Here is a 15,761-nt window from a genome sequence, read left to right on the forward strand (position 1 = left end):
AAGGGACTCAGTCCCTTGCCCGCCGGAGGCTCCACTTCTGCAAAGCCCTAAAACCAGAACACCCCGGCGTTTCCACCGGGGTGCTGGTACTCGATCAATCAAAGTTTACTCAGTGATGCGCGGCGTCGTCGATCACAGGCAGCGTTTCGAACTGGTGGAACGGCGGCGGCGAGGACAGCGTCCACTCCAGCGTCGTGGCGCCTTCGCCCCAATAGTTGCCTTCGGCCTTCTTGCCCATCGACAGCGTGTAGATGATGTTGGCGAAGAACACGAACATGCTGACGATAGTAATCTCGTAGCCGTGCGATGCGATCGTGTTCCAGTACTCGAACGCCGGGGTGTAATCGGGGTAGCGGCGCGGCATGCCGTTCGCACCCAGGAAGTGCATCGGGAAGAAAATCAGGTTCACGCCCACGAAGAAGATCGCGAAGTGAAGGTGCGCCAGAAATTCCGAGTGCATCCGCCCGCACATCTTAGGGAACCAGTAGTAAAACCCGGCGAAAAGCGAGGTGACCGCGCCCAGCGACAGCACGTAGTGGAAGTGCGCCACCACGTAATAGGTGTCCTGGAGGTTGTCGTCGATGCCACCGTTGGCGAGCACCACGCCGGTCACGCCGCCGACGGTGAACAGGAAAATGAAGCCCAGCGCCCAGACCATCGGGCTCTTGAAGGTAAGGCTGCCGCCCCACATCGTTGCGATCCACGAAAAGATCTTGATGCCGGTGGGGACAGCGATGACCATCGTTGCGGCGGTGAAATAGACCTTCACGTCCTGCGAAAGCCCGGTGGTGTACATGTGGTGCGCCCACACGACGAACCCGACCACGCCGATCGCTACCATCGCGTATGCCATGCCGAGGTAACCGAACACCGGCTTCTTCGAGAAGGTCGAGATGATCTGGCTGATCATGCCGAAACCGGGCAGGATCATGATGTAGACTTCGGGGTGGCCGAAGAACCAGAACAAGTGCTGGTAGAGCACCGGATCGCCGCCGCCGGTGGCGTCGAAGAAAGTGGTGCCGAAGTTGCGATCGGTGATCAACATGGTGATCGCCGCAGCCAGCACCGGCAGCGCCAGCAGCAGCAGGAACGCGGTCACCAGCACCGACCACACGAACAGCGGCATCTTGTGCAGGGTCATCCCCGGTGCGCGCATGTTGAAGATGGTAGTGATGAAATTGATCGCGCCCATGATCGACGCCGCACCCGCAAGGTGGAGCGAGAAAATCGCGAAATCGACCGCTGGGCCAACCGACCCGCTGGTGGACAGCGGAGCGTAGACAGTCCAGCCGACGCCGGCGCCATGGCCGGTGCCGCCCGGCACGAATGGAGAAATCATCAGGCTGCAGAAGCCGGCCACGGTCATCCAGAACGAGATGTTGTTCATCCGCGGGAAGGCCATGTCGGGCGCGCCGATCATGATCGGGACGAACCAGTTGCCGAAGCCGCCGATCATCGCGGGCATGACCATGAAGAACACCATGATCAGGCCGTGGGCGGTGATCATCACGTTCCAGGTGTGGAGCGTCTGGTTGAGATCGGCGCCGTTGCCGCCGATCACGTTGGTCCAGAAGCCGAGGTACTGGATGCCAGGGTGCGCGAGTTCGGCGCGCATGATGCCCGAAATTGCGCCACCGATGATCCCCGCGAATATCGCGAAAATCAGGTAGAGCGTACCGATGTCCTTGTGATTGGTCGACATGAACCAACGCGCGAAGAAACTCGGCTTGTGGTCATGATCGTGCGCATGATCGTCGTGATGCGCCTGGAAGCTCTCGGGAGCCGCGGTGGAAGCCATGTCGGTCGAACCTCAGGTTTTGAAAGTTGTAATCAGGCCCAAAAATCAGGCACTAGGCTTAGCGGCCACGGCGGGTGCTGCTGCAGGTGATGCCACAGCCGTGACGGTGCCGGGTTTGGCGTCCTTCGAACTGGCAACCGTTCCGCCATTGGCCTTGAGCCATGCGTTGAACACCGGCCGGCTGACCGCTTCGATCACGATCGGCATGAAGGCGTGGCGGGCACCGCACAGTTCGGAGCACTGACCGTAATAAACGCCGGGCTTTTCGATGAACAGCAGCCGTTCATTGATCTTGCCTGGCACCGCGTCGAGCTTGAACCACAACGATGGCATCGCGAACGAGTGGATCACGTCCGAACCCGTTGTCTGCAGCCGGATCGGTTCACCGTAAGGCACGACCATCCGCTTGTCGGCGCCAAGCTGCTGCGGTTCGCCACGCTTGAGCGCTTCTTCCGGGGTCAACATGTTCGAGATGACCTCGAACCCGCCATTGTCCGAATAGGTGTAGCCCCAATACCACTGGTAGCCGGTCGCCTTCACGGTCAGCGCGTTCTTTGGCGGAGCCTTGTATTGCGCGGCAAGCAGCCGGATCGAAGGGACCGCAACAAACACCAGAATCAGCACGGGCAGCAGCGTCCACACCACTTCGATCACGGTGTTGTGCGCATTTTTCGAAGCCACGGGATTGCGAGCCCGGCGGAAGCGAACCATCACGTAAAGCATCAGCCCCAGCACGAACAACGTGATGGCAACGATGATCGGCATCAGGATCGCGTTGTGCATCGCCAACGCTTCGTGGCCGACGGGCGAAAACTGCGTCTGGAAGCCATAAGCGCGAGCGGTCGGCATGCCGACGCCTGCGACGGGCTTGGCCGGCACGTAAACATCTGCACCAGCGGCAGAATTGTCATTGGCTGCAGGAGATGTCGCCTTCGTTGCAGCGGGTTCGGTAACCGCTACAGGCGCAACCGGCGCCGCTGCGGCGGGCGCAGCCTGCGCCAGCACTTGTGGCGCTGCGACCAGGGCGCCGGTCAGGGCCAAAGCCGCGCCGAGGCCAAAGGCCATGGATCCAAAGGTTCTGCCCATAGCGCGGGCGTTTGCAACAAGACTCATCGTCGGTTGTTCCGTTTTTCCCTGTGCGGGCATGGGTTTGTCTTACCCGTGCCGATGCCCCATTAATTCGTTGAACAAATGGCCTATACGCCCGCTTGCCCGCAGTCTCAAGCGCCTCTAGGGGAATATTGAGCAGGAGCCAAGCACCCATGCGAAGCCCATTTATCGGCATTGTAAAACGCCGGCTGATGCCGATTCGGCAGTGCTTTTGGGCTCTTGGCAGATTGCCCTTTAGACTGCGGGCAGTTCTGTTGAAGACCACCGGATAAAGACCACATGGCCAAGGCGGCAATCGCATGGCGCCAAATGCCGACAACATTCACGACGCCACACGCTGTTCCAACGGGGATCTCATGCAAGACGAAGACGTGCTCGCCGAATTTCGTGGCTGCCAGGCGCTGCTTGAAGGGCATTTCCTGCTCTCGTCGGGGCGACATTCGGCCCATTACCTGCAGTGCGCAAGGGTTCTGATGGACCCGATGCGCGCGAGCCGGCTGGCAGAGGCGCTGGCCAAGCGCCTGCCCCGCGATGCGCGCCAGCAGATCACCAGAGTCGTCTCGCCGGCGATGGGCGGGTTGATCATCGGGCATGAAATGGGCCGTGCGCTGGGCGTGGAGGCGCTGTTCGTCGAACGTCCGACCGGCACCTTCGAATTCCGCCGCGGCTTTGCACTTAATCCCGGTGACAAGGTGCTGATGGTCGAGGACGTGGTGACCACCGGGCTTTCGAGCCGGGAGGCGATTGCCGCGATCGAGGCGGCGGGCGGCGAAGTGATCGCGGCTGCGGCGTTGGTCGATCGGTCAGCGGGGTCGGTCGATCTGGGCGTGCCCTTTCACGCGCTGGTCGCGTTGAACTTCCCGACATACGCACCAGACGACGTGCCGGCCGCCCTGGCCGCCGTACCCGTCACCAAGCCGGGCAGCAGGACCAAGCCATGACCTTGCAGCATACGCAGAAAGAACGGAGCGCACCCCGCCTGCGTCTTGGGGTAAACATCGACCATGTCGCCACGATCCGCAACGCGCGCGGCGGCAATCATCCCGATCCAGTCCGTGCCGCGCAGATCGTCGCGGCCGCGGGCGGCGACGGGCTGACCGTGCATTTGCGCGAAGACCGGCGCCACATCCGCGATGATGACCTGGCGCGCGTGATCGAAGCCACCGGGTTGCCGCTCAACCTTGAGATGGCCGCCACCGACGAAATGCTCGAAATCGCGCTGCGATTCCGCCCGCACGCCGCGTGCATCGTGCCCGAACGGCGCGAGGAACGCACCACCGAGGGCGGCCTCGATGCCGCCGGGCAGCACAACCGGCTCGCGCCGATCGTATCGCGTCTGGTCGATGCGGGCGTGCGCGTCAGCCTGTTCATCGCGCCCGATCCGGTGCAGATCGAAGCGGCAATGCGGCTCGGCGCGCCGGTGGTCGAATTGCACACCGGAGAATATGCGCACGCTGAAGACGACCAGGTTGCAATCGAATTGCGCCGCATAACTGACATGGCCGCGCTCGCCGTGAAGAACGGGATCGAACCGCACGCCGGGCACGGGCTGACATATGAAAACGTGAGCCCGATCGCGGCGATCCCGCAACTGGCCGAACTGAATATCGGGCACTATCTAATCGGCGAGTCGATTTTCGTCGGGCTCGATGCCAGCGTCAGGCGGATGCGCGATTTGATGGATGATGCGCGGTGATCCTCGCCATCGGTTCCGACCTCTGCAACATCGAGCGCATCCAGGCTTCGCTCGACCGCTTCGGCGAACGGTTCGAACTGCGCGTGTTCACCGAAGTCGAACGCGCGAAGGCGGCGCGGCGCCCGTTCACCAAGGCAGGCACGCTGGCCAAGCGTTTCGCGGCGAAGGAGGCGTTCTCCAAGGCGGTGGGCACCGGGTTCAAGGCGGGGGTGTTCATGAAGGACATCGGCGTGGTCAATGCCAAGTCGGGCGCGCCGACATTGGCGCTTTCTGGCGGCGCAGCGGCGCGGCTCGCGGCGATCACGCCTGCGGGTTACGAGGCCGTGGTCCACCTGACGTTGACCGACGACCATCCCTGGGCGCAAGCGTTTATAGTTATAGAGGCGCGCAGCTTCGCGGAGCGCACATCATGAACGCGCGCAGCTTCGCGGAGCGCGCGGCGTGATCGACGACCAAGAGCGTGATGCCGCAGCCGTCAGTGCCCCGCGCAAGCCCGCCACCCCGGCGCGCGATCCGGTCGACTGGTGGAGCGAATTGCGCGGCCTTGTGCTGATGCTGCTGGCGGTCATCGGATTCCACAGCTTCATCGCCAAGCCGTTCTACATCCCGTCGATCTCGATGATGCCGGGGCTGCTGGTGGGTGATCGGCTGATCGTCAGCAAGTACCCCTATGGCTGGAACTGGTCGTCGATCTCGTTCCACTTCGCTCACCGCGGCACCTGGCGGCTGCTGGGCGCCACGCCGCAATATGGCGACGTGGTGATCGTGGTGCCACGCGGGCAGGACCAGGACTATATCAAGCGCGTGGTCGGACGGCCCGGCGATACGATCGAAGTGATCGATGGCCAGATCATCCTCAATCACAAGCCCGTGCCGCAAGTCTCGGAAAAGCCACTCGAATTGCCGGTGGATGAAAACCAGCCGTGCGATGGCCATACCTTTCCCGGGTTGCGCTATCGCGTGGCGAACGGCCAGGAATTCTGTGAATTGCCGATCCGCCGCGAAACGATGCCCAATGGCGCAAGTTACCGGATCATCGATCACATGGAACAGCCGCTCGACAACTTTCCCGAAACCGTTATCCCCGCCGGCCATCTGTTCCTGATGGGTGACAATCGCGACCATTCGGCAGACAGCCGCGCACCGCTGGCCGAACAAGGTCTCGGTGGCCCGGTGCCGTTGTCCGACATCGGTGGTCGCGCCGAATTCCTGACGTTTTCGCTCGACGGCAGCGAAACGCTCAACCCGCTGACCTGGTGGAGCGCGCTGCGCGGCTATCGCGCCGGCGCAAGCTTGCACCCCGAGCACCAAACGCGCAAAACGGAGCCATGACCGACCGGTTCGACAGCAACGCCGACGCTTCGGGACATTCGGAGGAGCCGAGCGCACCGGAAAGCGAAGGCGACCGCATCCGCGCAGCCGACGCCGCGCCCGGACAGCCCGCCCCGCCGCGCCGGCACACGTTGGCCTCGACCGGGCCCACCGATTTCAGCGACCGCCTGGTCATCACCGAAGCCAAGCGCGCGGCCACCTGGGTTGCGGTGGTCGCCTTGGCCGCGCTGGTGGTCGTGCTGTCGCAGCCGCTGCTGGTGATCTTCGGCGGGATCGTCTTCGCCGCGCTGGTCGATGGCGGTGCGCGGCTGCTCGGGCGCGTGCTCCACGTTGGCCGGGCGGTGCGGATCGGGCTGGTGCTGTTCTTTGCGGTGTCGTTCCTGGTGTGGCTGGTGATGTTCGCGGGCAACCAGATCACCGACCAGGCCGCGCAGATGCCTGCGGTGGTCAACTTGCAGGTCCATCGCCTGCTCGACTGGGGTCGGGCGCACGGCATTACCTTCGGGAAGACCGACTTCGGCAGCGTGGCGCAGCAGGCGATCGGCGGCGTCGGCTCGCTGACCACGGTGCTGGGCGGCCTGCTCGGCGGGGTGACGACGCTGTTCCTGATCCTGATCCTGGGCGTCTATCTCGCGATGGAACCCCGGCTGTACCAGCGCGGGGTGGCGTGGATGCTGCCGCTGAACGAACGCGCCAGCTTCCAGATCACGCTCACGCGCATGGGCCGCAGTTTGCGCATGCTGTTGTTCGGGCGCGTGCTGGGGATGGTTGTCGAAGGCGTCGCGGTGGGCGTGCTTCTGGCGCTTTACGGGGTGCCGATGGCAGCGCTGCTGGGCATCCTGACGTGTATGCTGGCGTTCCTGCCCAACATCGGTGCGCCGATCTCGGGCGCCTTGATGATCCTGGTCGGTTTCTCGGGCGGAACCAGCATGGGGATCTACTGCGCGGTGGTGTACCTGGTGGTCCAGACGGTCGATGGCTACATCATCGTGCCGATGGTGGCCCGCCGCACCGCCGATCTGGCGCCCGCGCTGGTGCTGGGCGCGCAGTTGATCATGGGCGTGCTGTTCGGCCTGCTGGGGCTGGTGCTAGCCGATCCGATCGTGCTGATGCTCAAGATCGCGCTCGAACGGCAGTCGGAACGCAACGATCAGCCTGAACGCAACGATCAGCCCGAACGCAACGATCAGCCGTCCGGTCGGGGCGATCCTCCATCAGACCGCCGCGTTGCAACCGCAGCGCCCGAGATAAGCTGAACGATAGCTCGATGGTTGCGGTCTGGTCCAAGTTCATCGCAGCAATTGCACTTCTGCTCGTTCTCACGCTGACTGCATCCGTCGTGGTCATTGGGTGGTCAAGCGATTTGCTCGCCCTCGCCTTCATCCCGCGCAACGCCTTTACCGCACCGCCACCGCTGCCGGCCGGAGCTTATGTTTCAGACACGCTGTGGCTGGCGCGTCCAGATGCCCGGGGCCGCAGGCGCGCGGACGATACGTCCGGATTGTTGCCCGATGGCTGGATCGCCCCCCCGGCTCCACCGTCGCGCGCCGCGGTGTTTTTCGTGCCGACGACCACCAGCTTTGCCAGCAGCCACTGGAACGACACGCTGGACGATCGCGACGGACGCGATCGGCGCGCGCGTGACAAACTGTTCCTTGGCTTGATGGCGAGCCCGTTCAACCGCAGCCTGGTTTGGGCTCCGATGTACCGCCAAGCCGTGATCGGCGCGTTCCTCAGCCCGACGCCAAGCGCACGCGCCGCGATCGACGTAGCCTTTGGCGACGTGCGGCAGGCATTCGAAGCCTTCCTGGCCGCGCAACCTGCTGATCGGCCGATCATTCTGGCCGGGCACAATCAGGGCGCGTTGCTCCTGCTGCGGATCCTGCACGAACGCGCGGCCGACCGCGCGCTCGCAGCACGCATCATCGGGGTTTATGCGATCGGCTGGCCCGTCTCGAAGGGCGAGGTGCAACGCGAATTCGGCATTGCCGCGTGCACCGGCCCCGATCAGGCCGGCTGCCTGATAAGCTATGTCAGCTTTGCCGAACCGGCCGATCTGGGAGAACTCGGCGCCGCAATTCGCAACCTCGGGCCGATCAGCGGGCGCATCGCCGAGCCACCTTATTTGTGCACCAATCCCTTGACCGGTGGTGCTTCACCAACGGCCCCGGCCTCTGCCAACCTGGGGGCACTGATGCCCAATTCAGCGATGACCGGAGGGGCACTTGCCGGGCAACTGGTTCCAGCGCGCTGCGATGCACAAGGGCTGCTGATCATCGGCAAGCCACTCCAGCTCGGCGGCTATGTCCTGCCGGGCAACAATTACACCGCCTACGACATTCCCCTGTTCTGGGCGAACTTGCGCGCCGATGTCGCGCGACGTGAAGCTGCATGGTACTTGGGCCGGGATCACCGGCCACAAGGCTCTCCGCAAGGCCCGCCCCCAGGACTTGAACGCAGCACCCCGCATGACTGAACCGACTGAAACTCTTGCGAAAGGTGTGATCACCACGCGCATTGCCGACTTTCGCGCAAGCCTCCCCCATGGCGGTGTGCTGCTCGGGCTCGATCCGGGCACCAAGACCATCGGCACCGCAATCAGCGATGCCGGGTGGCGCTTTGCCGGCGCCGGCAAGACCATCCGCCGCGGCAAGTTCACGGTCGACAAGGCCACGCTCGCCCGATTGATCGCGGAGCGCGCGGTCAAGGGCATCGTCATGGGCCTGCCGCTCAACATGGACGCCAGCGAAGGCCCGCGCGCGCAGGCGGCACGCGCGATGGCGCGCAACCTGGCGGACCTGGGCCTGCCGATCCTGCTGTGGGACGAACGCTGGACAACGCAGGCCGCAACCCGCGCGCTGATCGAACAGGACATGAGCCGCGCCAAGCGGGTCGACCGCATTGATTCCGCCGCCGCCGCGATGATCCTCCAGGCCGCGATCGACGCCCTGTCGGGCGCGGTGCTTTAAGCATCCGATGCCGCCGCAATAGATATGGCACCGCCAGCGTGAGGTAGCTATCGCCAGAATCGTCTGCGCACGAGGGGATTCGGGTAGGTGACGCCAAAGCTGCTGTTGCGGATCGCATCGGTGATATCGTGCGTCTTCGCGCTGGGCCATTCGCTCGGCGGACTCAGCCAGTGGTCGCCGATGGGCGGCAATGCCGTGCTTGCCAACATGGGTGCCGTCCGCTTTCTGGTGATGGGCGTGCGCCGCTCGTACCTCGATTTCTTCATGGGCTTCGGCTGGTCACTGTCGATCGGCATGCTTTTGCAAGCTGTGCTGCTATGGCAGATCGCCACTGTGGCGGAACGCGATGCTGCGCTTGTCCGGCCGATGATTGCGGCGTTTGTGCTGTCCGGGGTGGCCTCGGTCGGGATCGCTGCGCGCTGGCTGTTTCCGATGCCCGCGCTTTTCGCCGCTGTCATGGTGGTCCCGCTGGCGCTCGCGTGGCTCAAGACCGGCAAGCCGGCCTGAACAGCCGCACCGATAACTTTGAGATTGCCACACGTCCCAGCCCCCGGCAGGACACCGCTGCATGGATATCCCCGCCTCTGGCCCAGCAGCACTGCCGCCGACCATCGACGCCATGACCGGGCCGTTCAACCCGGAAATGGCCATCCGCATCATGAGCGGGCACGGCCACGGCGGCTTCATCGGCCTGACTTATCACGCGCATGGGCCAGACTGGGTCGAAATCGCACTGCCGTGGCGGGCAGACCTCGTGGGCGATGAGGCCAGTGGCGTGCTTGCATCGGGTCCGATCATCAGCCTGCTCGACAACGCGACGTCGCTCTCGGTATGGACCCGCAAGAAGCGTTTCGTACCGCAAGCCACACTCGATCTGAGGATCGACTACTTGCGCGCCGCCAAGCCGGGCGAAACAGTCATCGCGCACGCCGAATGCTACGCCACCAAGCGCTCGATGAGCTTTGTGCGGGCAATCGCGCACGATGGTGATCCGTCCGACCCGATAGCGCACGCCGCGGGCATATTCATGCGCACAGCGTGGCCTTCATGAACGATAATGCAGCGCTGCTGGCCCGGTTCAGAGACCGCCTGCCGCCTTACGCGCGCACTTTGGGTATCGAGATCATCGGCATCCAGGACGGTGCCCCGCTGATGGCGCTCGACCCCGATTCGCGCACGCTCGGCCGGCCAGGGTTCGTCCACGGCGGCGCGTTGAGCGGACTGCTTGAAATGGCTGCAATCCTGGCGCTCCATGCCGAACTCGGCAGCCGCAATGAAACAAAGCGCCTCAAGCCGGTCAACGTCAGCATCGAATTCTTGCGCGGCGCCACGCTCCAGCGCTGCTATGCCGTAGGCCGCGTCACCCGGGCCGGCCGCCGCATTGCCAATGTTACCGCAGAGGCCTGGCAGACGGACCGCGCCAAGCCCGTGGCCGAAGCGTGGATGAATATTCTGCTGGCAGAACCTAGAGAGTAAGGCCGTGGTGGCGGGCTAACCCTCGACCACTTTCAGCAGCTTGCGCTCGATCGGGAACAGCACCCCGACCAGGTCGTGCCCGCGCTTCAACACTTGCCCGCCCTCCCCGTACAGCGTCCACATGCCTTGGCGGTTGCGCAGCGCCGGCCGCTTCTCGACCCGCGCGGTCGGGCGTTCAGCGGTGCGGCGAAAAGCGCAGAAGCTGGCGGAATCGCGCGCAAAATCCATCGCATAATCACGCCATTGCCCGGCCGCGACCATTCGCCCGTAGAGACCGAGAATATGCATCAGTTCCAGCCGATCGAACCCCACCTGGAGCGGAGCGCGCGGCGGAAAGGCGACCACGTTGGCATTGGCCGCGTTGGGGCCGGTGCCGATCGGTTGGCCCGCGCTGTCCACAGCCGGCCCTTCGCTGCCGATGAACGTGCTCAGTTGCGCCCCCGCCGGCGTGGTGCGGGTGCGTCTCCGGTGGCGTTTTCGCGCGTTGCTGCGCGCATTTGCGCCACTTCTTCGCGCAACGCGACGAGTTCGGCCTCGATTTCCTCGATCCGCGCCGTGCCCGACGCCGGCTCGCACGGTTCCTTGCACGGCGTGCCGTACGGGACGAAGTCACGCAACCACTGCTCGACCGGGACCAGCGTCGATCGCGCCTTGAGCCCGACCATCGTCGCGCCTTCGGGCACATCGTCGGTCACGACAGCATTGGCGCCGATGCGCGCGCGCTGGCCCACCGTGATCGGCCCCAGGATCTGCGCGCCCGAACCCACGATTACGTTGTCGAGCAGCGTCGGGTGGCGCTTGCCCGGCACGCCATTGGAGGGATTGGTGCCACCAAGGGTAACGCACTGATAAATAGTGACGTTATCGCCGATCTGCGCAGTTTCACCAATCACGGTAAAGCCATGGTCGATGAACAGGTGCCGCCCGATCGTCGCGCCTGGATGAATGTCGATCGCAGTGAGGAAGCGTGAGACATGGTTGACCAGCCGCGCCAGGAAGAACATCCGTCCACCGAACAGCCAATGCGCCAGCCGATGCATTCCGAGCGCCAGAACTCCCGGGTACAACAGGATCTCCCAGCGCGAACGCGGGGCCGGATCGCGCGCGTGGATCGAATCCAGAAAGGCGATCAATCGATCGAACATGCCCGCTAATCCTTCCACGTTCGGCCGACCATGGCAAGTACACCACCCGTTTCGGCCCACGCCTTGTCGTCTAAAGCAGCCGTGGTTGCCATTCGCCACCGCGGTCCGCCAGCGCGTCCCTGGCCAGCGATATGGTGACGCTGGCCTTGCGCTCAAGGCTCAGCCGGTCGATTGTTTCGACCAGCGCCTCGGTTTCGGCATGGCTGCGTTCGATCCGCGGCAAAATGTAGGCCAGCACGTCGGGCCCCAAAGTCAGCCCGCGCCGCGATGCATGTTCCTCGATCAGGCCCGCCAGCAGTTCATCATCGGGCGCCGGAATTTCGATATGGAGCGCCGCGCCCAGCCGCGAACGCAAGTCGGGCAGCGCAATCTGCCACGCCCCCGGCACGCGTCCACTCACCAGCAGCAGCGGCTGAGCGTCGGCTTGCGCGCGGTTCCAGCGATGGAACAAAGCATCTTCGGCCAGCGCATCGGCCGGATCGATCACTTCGGCACCCGAATGGCTGGCCGCGAACCAGCGGGCGAGCAGGCTTTTGCCCGAGCGCGGCGGACCGGTCAGCAGAGCCGTGCCGAACGGCCAGCCAGCAGGCGCGGCCAGTGCATCGAGCACCGGTTGCAGCGACGCACCCAGCACGATCCGGTCGGCTTCGCGCGCCGTCCCCAGCGGAAGCGGAATCTGGCGCATTAGCGCCGGATGCTGAGCGCGCCCGAGCCGACCGTCACCTTGAACCCGCGCGCGCGCAGCGCATCTGCCAAGCCATCGATCGGGCCGGCATACGTCACGCGCATCACCGATGTGCCGCCGATCGCCAGGCTGGTCGTGCCGGCAGATTTCACGCCGGCAATCGATCGCACGATCGCGGTGCCGGCATCGACCGCATCGGCATCGGGCGTCGCGAACTGCACGGTGTAGGTTACCGGCGCCGCTTGCGGCACCGCGGCTTCGCCCGGCACGCCGCCGGCAATGGCGCCCGGCGTAGTGGCCGCGGCAGAGGCAGTGGCTGCCTTGACCTTCTGCGCGGTCAAGCCGGCACGGTCGAGGACGGCATCGATCAATGCCGGATCGATCGCGGTGCCAACGTTGAGCGAAGCATCGGGCGCGAGCAGGCCGGCGCCGAGCGCCTGCGCATAGAACGCATCGAGCCGGCGGACCCCTTCGGCCAGGGTCTGCGGCAGCGCGGCTTCGTCCTTCGCGGTCAAGGTGGCGCTGCCCAGGTACTTGTTATCGGGACCATAGCGCGCAGTGAAAGTCACCTGGACCGGCCCGCCCGGCCACTGCCGTTCGATCCGCGCGACCGGGATCAGCACACCCGAAGCATTGAATCCGTCTAGCACCGATCGCCACCAGGTGCGGCTGCGACGGTCGATCTGCCCGGCCGTCAGCAGCAGCGAATCGGCATTGCCACCATTGGGACGAACATAGTCGATCACGCTTTGGTCGGCATGAAATTCGGCCCAGGCGCGCTGCCAGGCGGTGCGCGTTTCGAACACCGATTGCGCGCCGCCCGATTCCATCACCGGGATCACCAGCAGCGGCGCAGAATGCGCGCGGCCCGCCGAAGCGCCGATATAGGCACCCGCGCGCTCGCGGTCGAACACCACCGTCAGCGTGGCAATGTAGCGGTGCGGCGCCAGTTCTTCCTTTTGCACTTCGATCGCCGAGACCATCGCCTCGATCGCATCGTCGCCGAGCGAACCGGTGCCGCCGTTCTGCGCGAGCAGCTTTTCGTAGGCCTTGCGCTCGGCCGCCTTCCAGCCATTGGCGCGCGCGTCCTCGGCGTTGTCGCCCTTTTCGTCGACCTGGATGTCCGACACTTCGAATTCGCCTGTGGTGGCGACAGGCGCAATCCCGCGTTCGCCCTCGATCTGCGCGACAAGCGCCTTGCCGCCAAGCCCCAGCGCCAGCGCAGAAAGCAGACCGAACGCGAGCAACGCCACACGCTTGCGCGATCCTCCGGCCCGCATCGGCAATTGCAAAGACAGCACTGCAACCCTTTCAATTGGGCCATTCCCGGCCCTCCCCACCAACCTTCGCAGGCTTACGCAGGGGTTCGGGCGCGCTTTTGCCCAAACGGGCATGGAAATCCAAGCGTTAAACGGTTACGCGTTTTTTCCGATGAGCCAGACACCCCCTCCCAAAAGCTATAGCTATGAATCGGCCGGCGTTTCGATCGCCATGGGCAACGCGCTGGTCAAGGCGATCGGCCCGTTGGCCAAGTCTACCGCGCGGCCGGGATCGACCCCCGACCTCGGTGGGTTCGGCGGCTTCTTCGATCCGCGCGGTGCGGGTTACACCGATCCGCTGCTGGTGGCGGCCAACGACGGCGTGGGCACCAAGCTGAAACTGGCGATCGAGCATGATCGGCACGATACCGTGGGCATCGACCTGGTCGCGATGTGCGTCAACGATCTGATCGTTCAAGGCGCAGAGCCGCTGTTCTTCCTGGATTATTTCGCCACCGGCAAGCTCGACAACGGCGTCGCCGAACGCGTGATCGCGGGCATTGCCGAAGGGTGCCGCCAGGCCGGCTGCGCGCTGATCGGCGGCGAAACGGCTGAAATGCCGGGGATGTATGCTGCGGGCGATTACGATCTCGCCGGCTTCTCGGTGGGCGCGGTCGAACGTGGCGAGCAGCTTGACGGCACCAAGGTTGCCGCTGGCGACGTGCTGCTCGGCGTCGCGTCATCGGGCGTGCATTCGAATGGCTATTCGCTGGTGCGGCGATTGGCGGCGGACAAGGGCTGGAAGCTGAACCGGCCTGCGCTGTTCGATCCCGAACGGTTGCTGATCGATTGGCTGATCGAGCCGACGCGGATCTACGTGAAGCCGCTGCTGCCGCTGATTCGAGGCGGCAGGATTCACGCATTGGCGCACATCACCGGCGGAGGCTTGCTCGAAAACGTGCCGCGCGTGCTGCCGGCGGGACTTCATGCGCGGATCGATGCCGATGCGTGGGAACAACCGCGCTTGATGGCGTTCCTTCAGGCGCAGGGCAACATAGAGCCGGGCGAAATGGCGCGGACGTTCAACTGCGGCGTGGGCATGGTGCTCGCGGTGGCTGCTGACGAGGTCGACGCGGTGACCGCTGCGCTGATCGAGGCTAACGAAATCGTCCACCGCATCGGCGCGATCGAGCCAGGTCCGCGCGGCTGCACCGTCAGCGGCAGCGCCGAGGCCTGGTCGGCGCGCGCAGCGTGGGAAGCCTCACATCTTGCCTGAGCGCGCCAAAGTCGCCGTCCTGATCTCGGGCAGCGGCACCAACATGGCGGCGCTGCTTTACGCCAGCCGGGCCGAGACTTGCGGCTACGAGATCGTGCTGGTCGCCTCGAACAACCCCGATGCCGCCGGTTTGAAACTGGCCGCAGCCGAGGGCGTGCCCACTTTCGCCCTGCCCCACAAAGGCATGGCCCGCGCCGACCACGATGCCGCGATGGACGCCGCAATCCGCAGCAGCGGTGCGCAATTCGTCGCGCTGGCCGGCTACATGCGCATCCTAACCCCGGCATTCGTCAACGGCTGGGAGGAGCGGATGCTGAACGTCCACCCCTCGCTGCTGCCCGCCTACAAGGGCCTCCACACCCATGCCCGCGCGATCGAGGCGGGCGACAACCACGGCGGCTGTTCGGTCCACCTCGTCACCGCCGAACTCGACGATGGTCCGGTGCTTGGGCAGACCCCGGTGGCGATCCTGCCGGGCGACACCGCGGACACCCTGGCGGCGCGCGTGCTGATTGCCGAGCACCAGCTTTACCCGCGCATGCTCTCGGCCTGGGTCGGCCGCACGCGCGATCCGCAGTGGCTGCTCGGCCAGGTCCGCAGCCTGGCCATGGCCCAGCCCGAGGCCGAGGAAACCTTGAGCCACGGGATGCCCTGCTTCGGCGTGATCAAGGGCAAGAAGTTCGCCTGGGTCAGCCTCGATCACCACGGCGATGGCAAGACCGCGCTGCTCGTCAAGATCAGCGGCATCGACGAACAGCAGGCGCTGATCGAGGCCGACGAAGCCCGCTACTACCGCCCCCAATACTTCGGCAGCGACTGGATCGGTGTCCGGCTCGACCTGGGCGACACCGACTGGGACGACATCGCCGCCCGCATCCAGCGCAGTTGGCGGGCGATCGCGCCCAAGAAACTCACCAAGTTCCTCGACGCGATCGACGAGTTCTGACCCATCCGTTCGTGTCGAGCGAAGTCGAGACACGCTCGCACAACGCCAGACGAGTCTCGACTTCGCTCG

The 15,761-nt window shown here is 64.8% G+C and carries 18 protein-coding genes; 12 read left to right on the forward strand and 6 right to left on the reverse strand.

From position 1 onward, the window contains the following. Positions 1-109 precede the first annotated feature (109 nt). The gene (gene ctaD / locus Q0R16_RS11730) at positions 110-1,798 is read right to left on the reverse strand and encodes a cytochrome c oxidase subunit I (RefSeq protein ID WP_295636083.1); all 1,689 of its coding nucleotides are present in this window, start codon (positions 1,796-1,798) and stop codon (positions 110-112) included. 45 nt (positions 1,799-1,843) lie between these two features. After that, complete coding sequence (coxB, locus tag Q0R16_RS11735; RefSeq protein ID WP_295636084.1) at positions 1,844-2,863, reverse strand: cytochrome c oxidase subunit II; 1,020 nt, start codon at positions 2,861-2,863, stop codon at positions 1,844-1,846. Between the two features lie 401 nt (positions 2,864-3,264). On the opposite strand from coxB, the gene pyrE reads away from it, so the two are divergent. From pyrE to Q0R16_RS11785, 10 genes are all read left to right on the forward strand, one after another. Continuing rightward, complete coding sequence (gene pyrE, locus Q0R16_RS11740; protein ID WP_295636085.1) at positions 3,265-3,849, forward strand: orotate phosphoribosyltransferase; 585 nt, start codon at positions 3,265-3,267, stop codon at positions 3,847-3,849. Further along, positions 3,846-4,604: a pyridoxine 5'-phosphate synthase gene (locus Q0R16_RS11745; RefSeq protein WP_295636086.1), complete on the forward strand. Its 759-nt coding sequence runs from the start codon at positions 3,846-3,848 to the stop codon at positions 4,602-4,604. The genes pyrE and Q0R16_RS11745 overlap by 4 nt, the downstream gene beginning before the upstream one ends. Then, the gene (acpS, locus tag Q0R16_RS11750; protein WP_295636087.1) at positions 4,601-5,017 is read left to right on the forward strand and encodes a holo-ACP synthase; all 417 of its coding nucleotides are present in this window, start codon (positions 4,601-4,603) and stop codon (positions 5,015-5,017) included. Before Q0R16_RS11745 ends, acpS begins: the two co-directional genes overlap by 4 nt. Before the next feature lie 28 nt (positions 5,018-5,045). After that, the gene (lepB, locus tag Q0R16_RS11755; RefSeq protein ID WP_295636088.1) at positions 5,046-5,936 is read left to right on the forward strand and encodes a signal peptidase I; all 891 of its coding nucleotides are present in this window, start codon (positions 5,046-5,048) and stop codon (positions 5,934-5,936) included. Beyond that, positions 5,933-7,192, forward strand: coding sequence for an AI-2E family transporter (locus Q0R16_RS11760; RefSeq protein ID WP_295636089.1), 1,260 nt, complete (start codon positions 5,933-5,935; stop codon positions 7,190-7,192). Before lepB ends, Q0R16_RS11760 begins: the two co-directional genes overlap by 4 nt. 107 nt (positions 7,193-7,299) lie before the next feature. Continuing rightward, positions 7,300-8,412: a DUF3089 domain-containing protein gene (locus Q0R16_RS11765; protein WP_295636090.1), complete on the forward strand. Its 1,113-nt coding sequence runs from the start codon at positions 7,300-7,302 to the stop codon at positions 8,410-8,412. Continuing rightward, positions 8,405-8,905: a Holliday junction resolvase RuvX gene (gene ruvX / locus Q0R16_RS11770; protein ID WP_295636091.1), complete on the forward strand. Its 501-nt coding sequence runs from the start codon at positions 8,405-8,407 to the stop codon at positions 8,903-8,905. Before Q0R16_RS11765 ends, ruvX begins: the two co-directional genes overlap by 8 nt. An 87-nt stretch (positions 8,906-8,992) precedes the next feature. Then, positions 8,993-9,412 carry a hypothetical protein gene (locus tag Q0R16_RS11775; RefSeq protein WP_295636092.1) on the forward strand — a complete coding sequence of 140 codons (420 nt, stop codon included), beginning with the start codon at positions 8,993-8,995 and terminating at the stop codon, positions 9,410-9,412. 112 nt (positions 9,413-9,524) lie between these two features. Then, positions 9,525-9,956: a PaaI family thioesterase gene (locus tag Q0R16_RS11780; RefSeq protein ID WP_295636099.1), complete on the forward strand. Its 432-nt coding sequence runs from the start codon at positions 9,525-9,527 to the stop codon at positions 9,954-9,956. After that, positions 9,953-10,381 (forward strand): PaaI family thioesterase, encoded by a 429-nt coding sequence (locus Q0R16_RS11785; protein ID WP_295636093.1) that lies wholly within the window; start codon positions 9,953-9,955, stop codon positions 10,379-10,381. The genes Q0R16_RS11780 and Q0R16_RS11785 overlap by 4 nt, the downstream gene beginning before the upstream one ends. A gap of 15 nt (positions 10,382-10,396) precedes the next feature. Here Q0R16_RS11785 and Q0R16_RS11790 read toward each other — a convergent pair whose 3' ends face one another. The 4 genes from Q0R16_RS11790 to Q0R16_RS11805 all read right to left on the reverse strand — a co-directional run bounded on the left by Q0R16_RS11790 (position 10,397) and on the right by Q0R16_RS11805 (position 13,491). Continuing rightward, on the reverse strand, positions 10,397-10,726 hold the full coding sequence (locus tag Q0R16_RS11790) for a DUF2794 domain-containing protein (RefSeq protein ID WP_295636100.1): 330 nt from the start codon (positions 10,724-10,726) through the stop codon (positions 10,397-10,399). Between the two features lie 83 nt (positions 10,727-10,809). Continuing rightward, entirely contained in the window at positions 10,810-11,526 is a 717-nt protein-coding gene (epsC, locus tag Q0R16_RS11795; protein WP_295636094.1) for a serine O-acetyltransferase EpsC, read from the reverse strand. 70 nt (positions 11,527-11,596) lie between these two features. After that, a complete protein-coding gene (locus Q0R16_RS11800; RefSeq protein ID WP_295636095.1) occupies positions 11,597-12,211 on the reverse strand; it encodes a DnaA/Hda family protein in 615 nt (204 codons plus the stop codon). After that, a complete protein-coding gene (locus Q0R16_RS11805) occupies positions 12,211-13,491 on the reverse strand; it encodes a heavy-metal-associated domain-containing protein (RefSeq protein WP_295636096.1) in 1,281 nt (426 codons plus the stop codon). The genes Q0R16_RS11800 and Q0R16_RS11805 overlap by 1 nt, the downstream gene beginning before the upstream one ends. Before the next feature lie 151 nt (positions 13,492-13,642). Here Q0R16_RS11805 and purM point away from each other — a divergent pair, with 151 nt between their 5' ends. Together purM and purN are read left to right on the forward strand one after the other, a co-directional pair. Further along, positions 13,643-14,746: a phosphoribosylformylglycinamidine cyclo-ligase gene (gene purM / locus Q0R16_RS11810; RefSeq protein WP_295636097.1), complete on the forward strand. Its 1,104-nt coding sequence runs from the start codon at positions 13,643-13,645 to the stop codon at positions 14,744-14,746. Beyond that, complete coding sequence (gene purN / locus Q0R16_RS11815) at positions 14,739-15,692, forward strand: phosphoribosylglycinamide formyltransferase (protein ID WP_295636098.1); 954 nt, start codon at positions 14,739-14,741, stop codon at positions 15,690-15,692. Before purM ends, purN begins: the two co-directional genes overlap by 8 nt. Positions 15,693-15,761: the final 69 nt, after the last annotated feature.

The organism is Novosphingobium sp. (assembly GCF_025351285.1).
Lineage (GTDB): Bacteria > Pseudomonadota > Alphaproteobacteria > Sphingomonadales > Sphingomonadaceae > Novosphingobium.

Coding starts and splice junctions, on each gene's coding strand:
- ctaD (WP_295636083.1), bottom strand. CDS start 1,798: ATGGCTTCCACCGCGGCTCCCGAGAGCTTCCAGGCGCATCACGACGAT.
- Q0R16_RS11785 (WP_295636093.1), top strand. CDS start 9,953: ATGAACGATAATGCAGCGCTGCTGGCCCGGTTCAGAGACCGCCTGCCG.
- Q0R16_RS11745 (WP_295636086.1), top strand. CDS start 3,846: ATGACCTTGCAGCATACGCAGAAAGAACGGAGCGCACCCCGCCTGCGT.
- Q0R16_RS11805 (WP_295636096.1), bottom strand. CDS start 13,491: ATGCGGGCCGGAGGATCGCGCAAGCGTGTGGCGTTGCTCGCGTTCGGT.
- ruvX (WP_295636091.1), top strand. CDS start 8,405: ATGACTGAACCGACTGAAACTCTTGCGAAAGGTGTGATCACCACGCGC.
- Q0R16_RS11780 (WP_295636099.1), top strand. CDS start 9,525: ATGACCGGGCCGTTCAACCCGGAAATGGCCATCCGCATCATGAGCGGG.
- pyrE (WP_295636085.1), top strand. CDS start 3,265: ATGCAAGACGAAGACGTGCTCGCCGAATTTCGTGGCTGCCAGGCGCTG.
- epsC (WP_295636094.1), bottom strand. CDS start 11,526: ATGTTCGATCGATTGATCGCCTTTCTGGATTCGATCCACGCGCGCGAT.
- Q0R16_RS11800 (WP_295636095.1), bottom strand. CDS start 12,211: ATGCGCCAGATTCCGCTTCCGCTGGGGACGGCGCGCGAAGCCGACCGG.
- Q0R16_RS11760 (WP_295636089.1), top strand. CDS start 5,933: ATGACCGACCGGTTCGACAGCAACGCCGACGCTTCGGGACATTCGGAG.
- coxB (WP_295636084.1), bottom strand. CDS start 2,863: ATGGCCTTTGGCCTCGGCGCGGCTTTGGCCCTGACCGGCGCCCTGGTC.
- purM (WP_295636097.1), top strand. CDS start 13,643: ATGAGCCAGACACCCCCTCCCAAAAGCTATAGCTATGAATCGGCCGGC.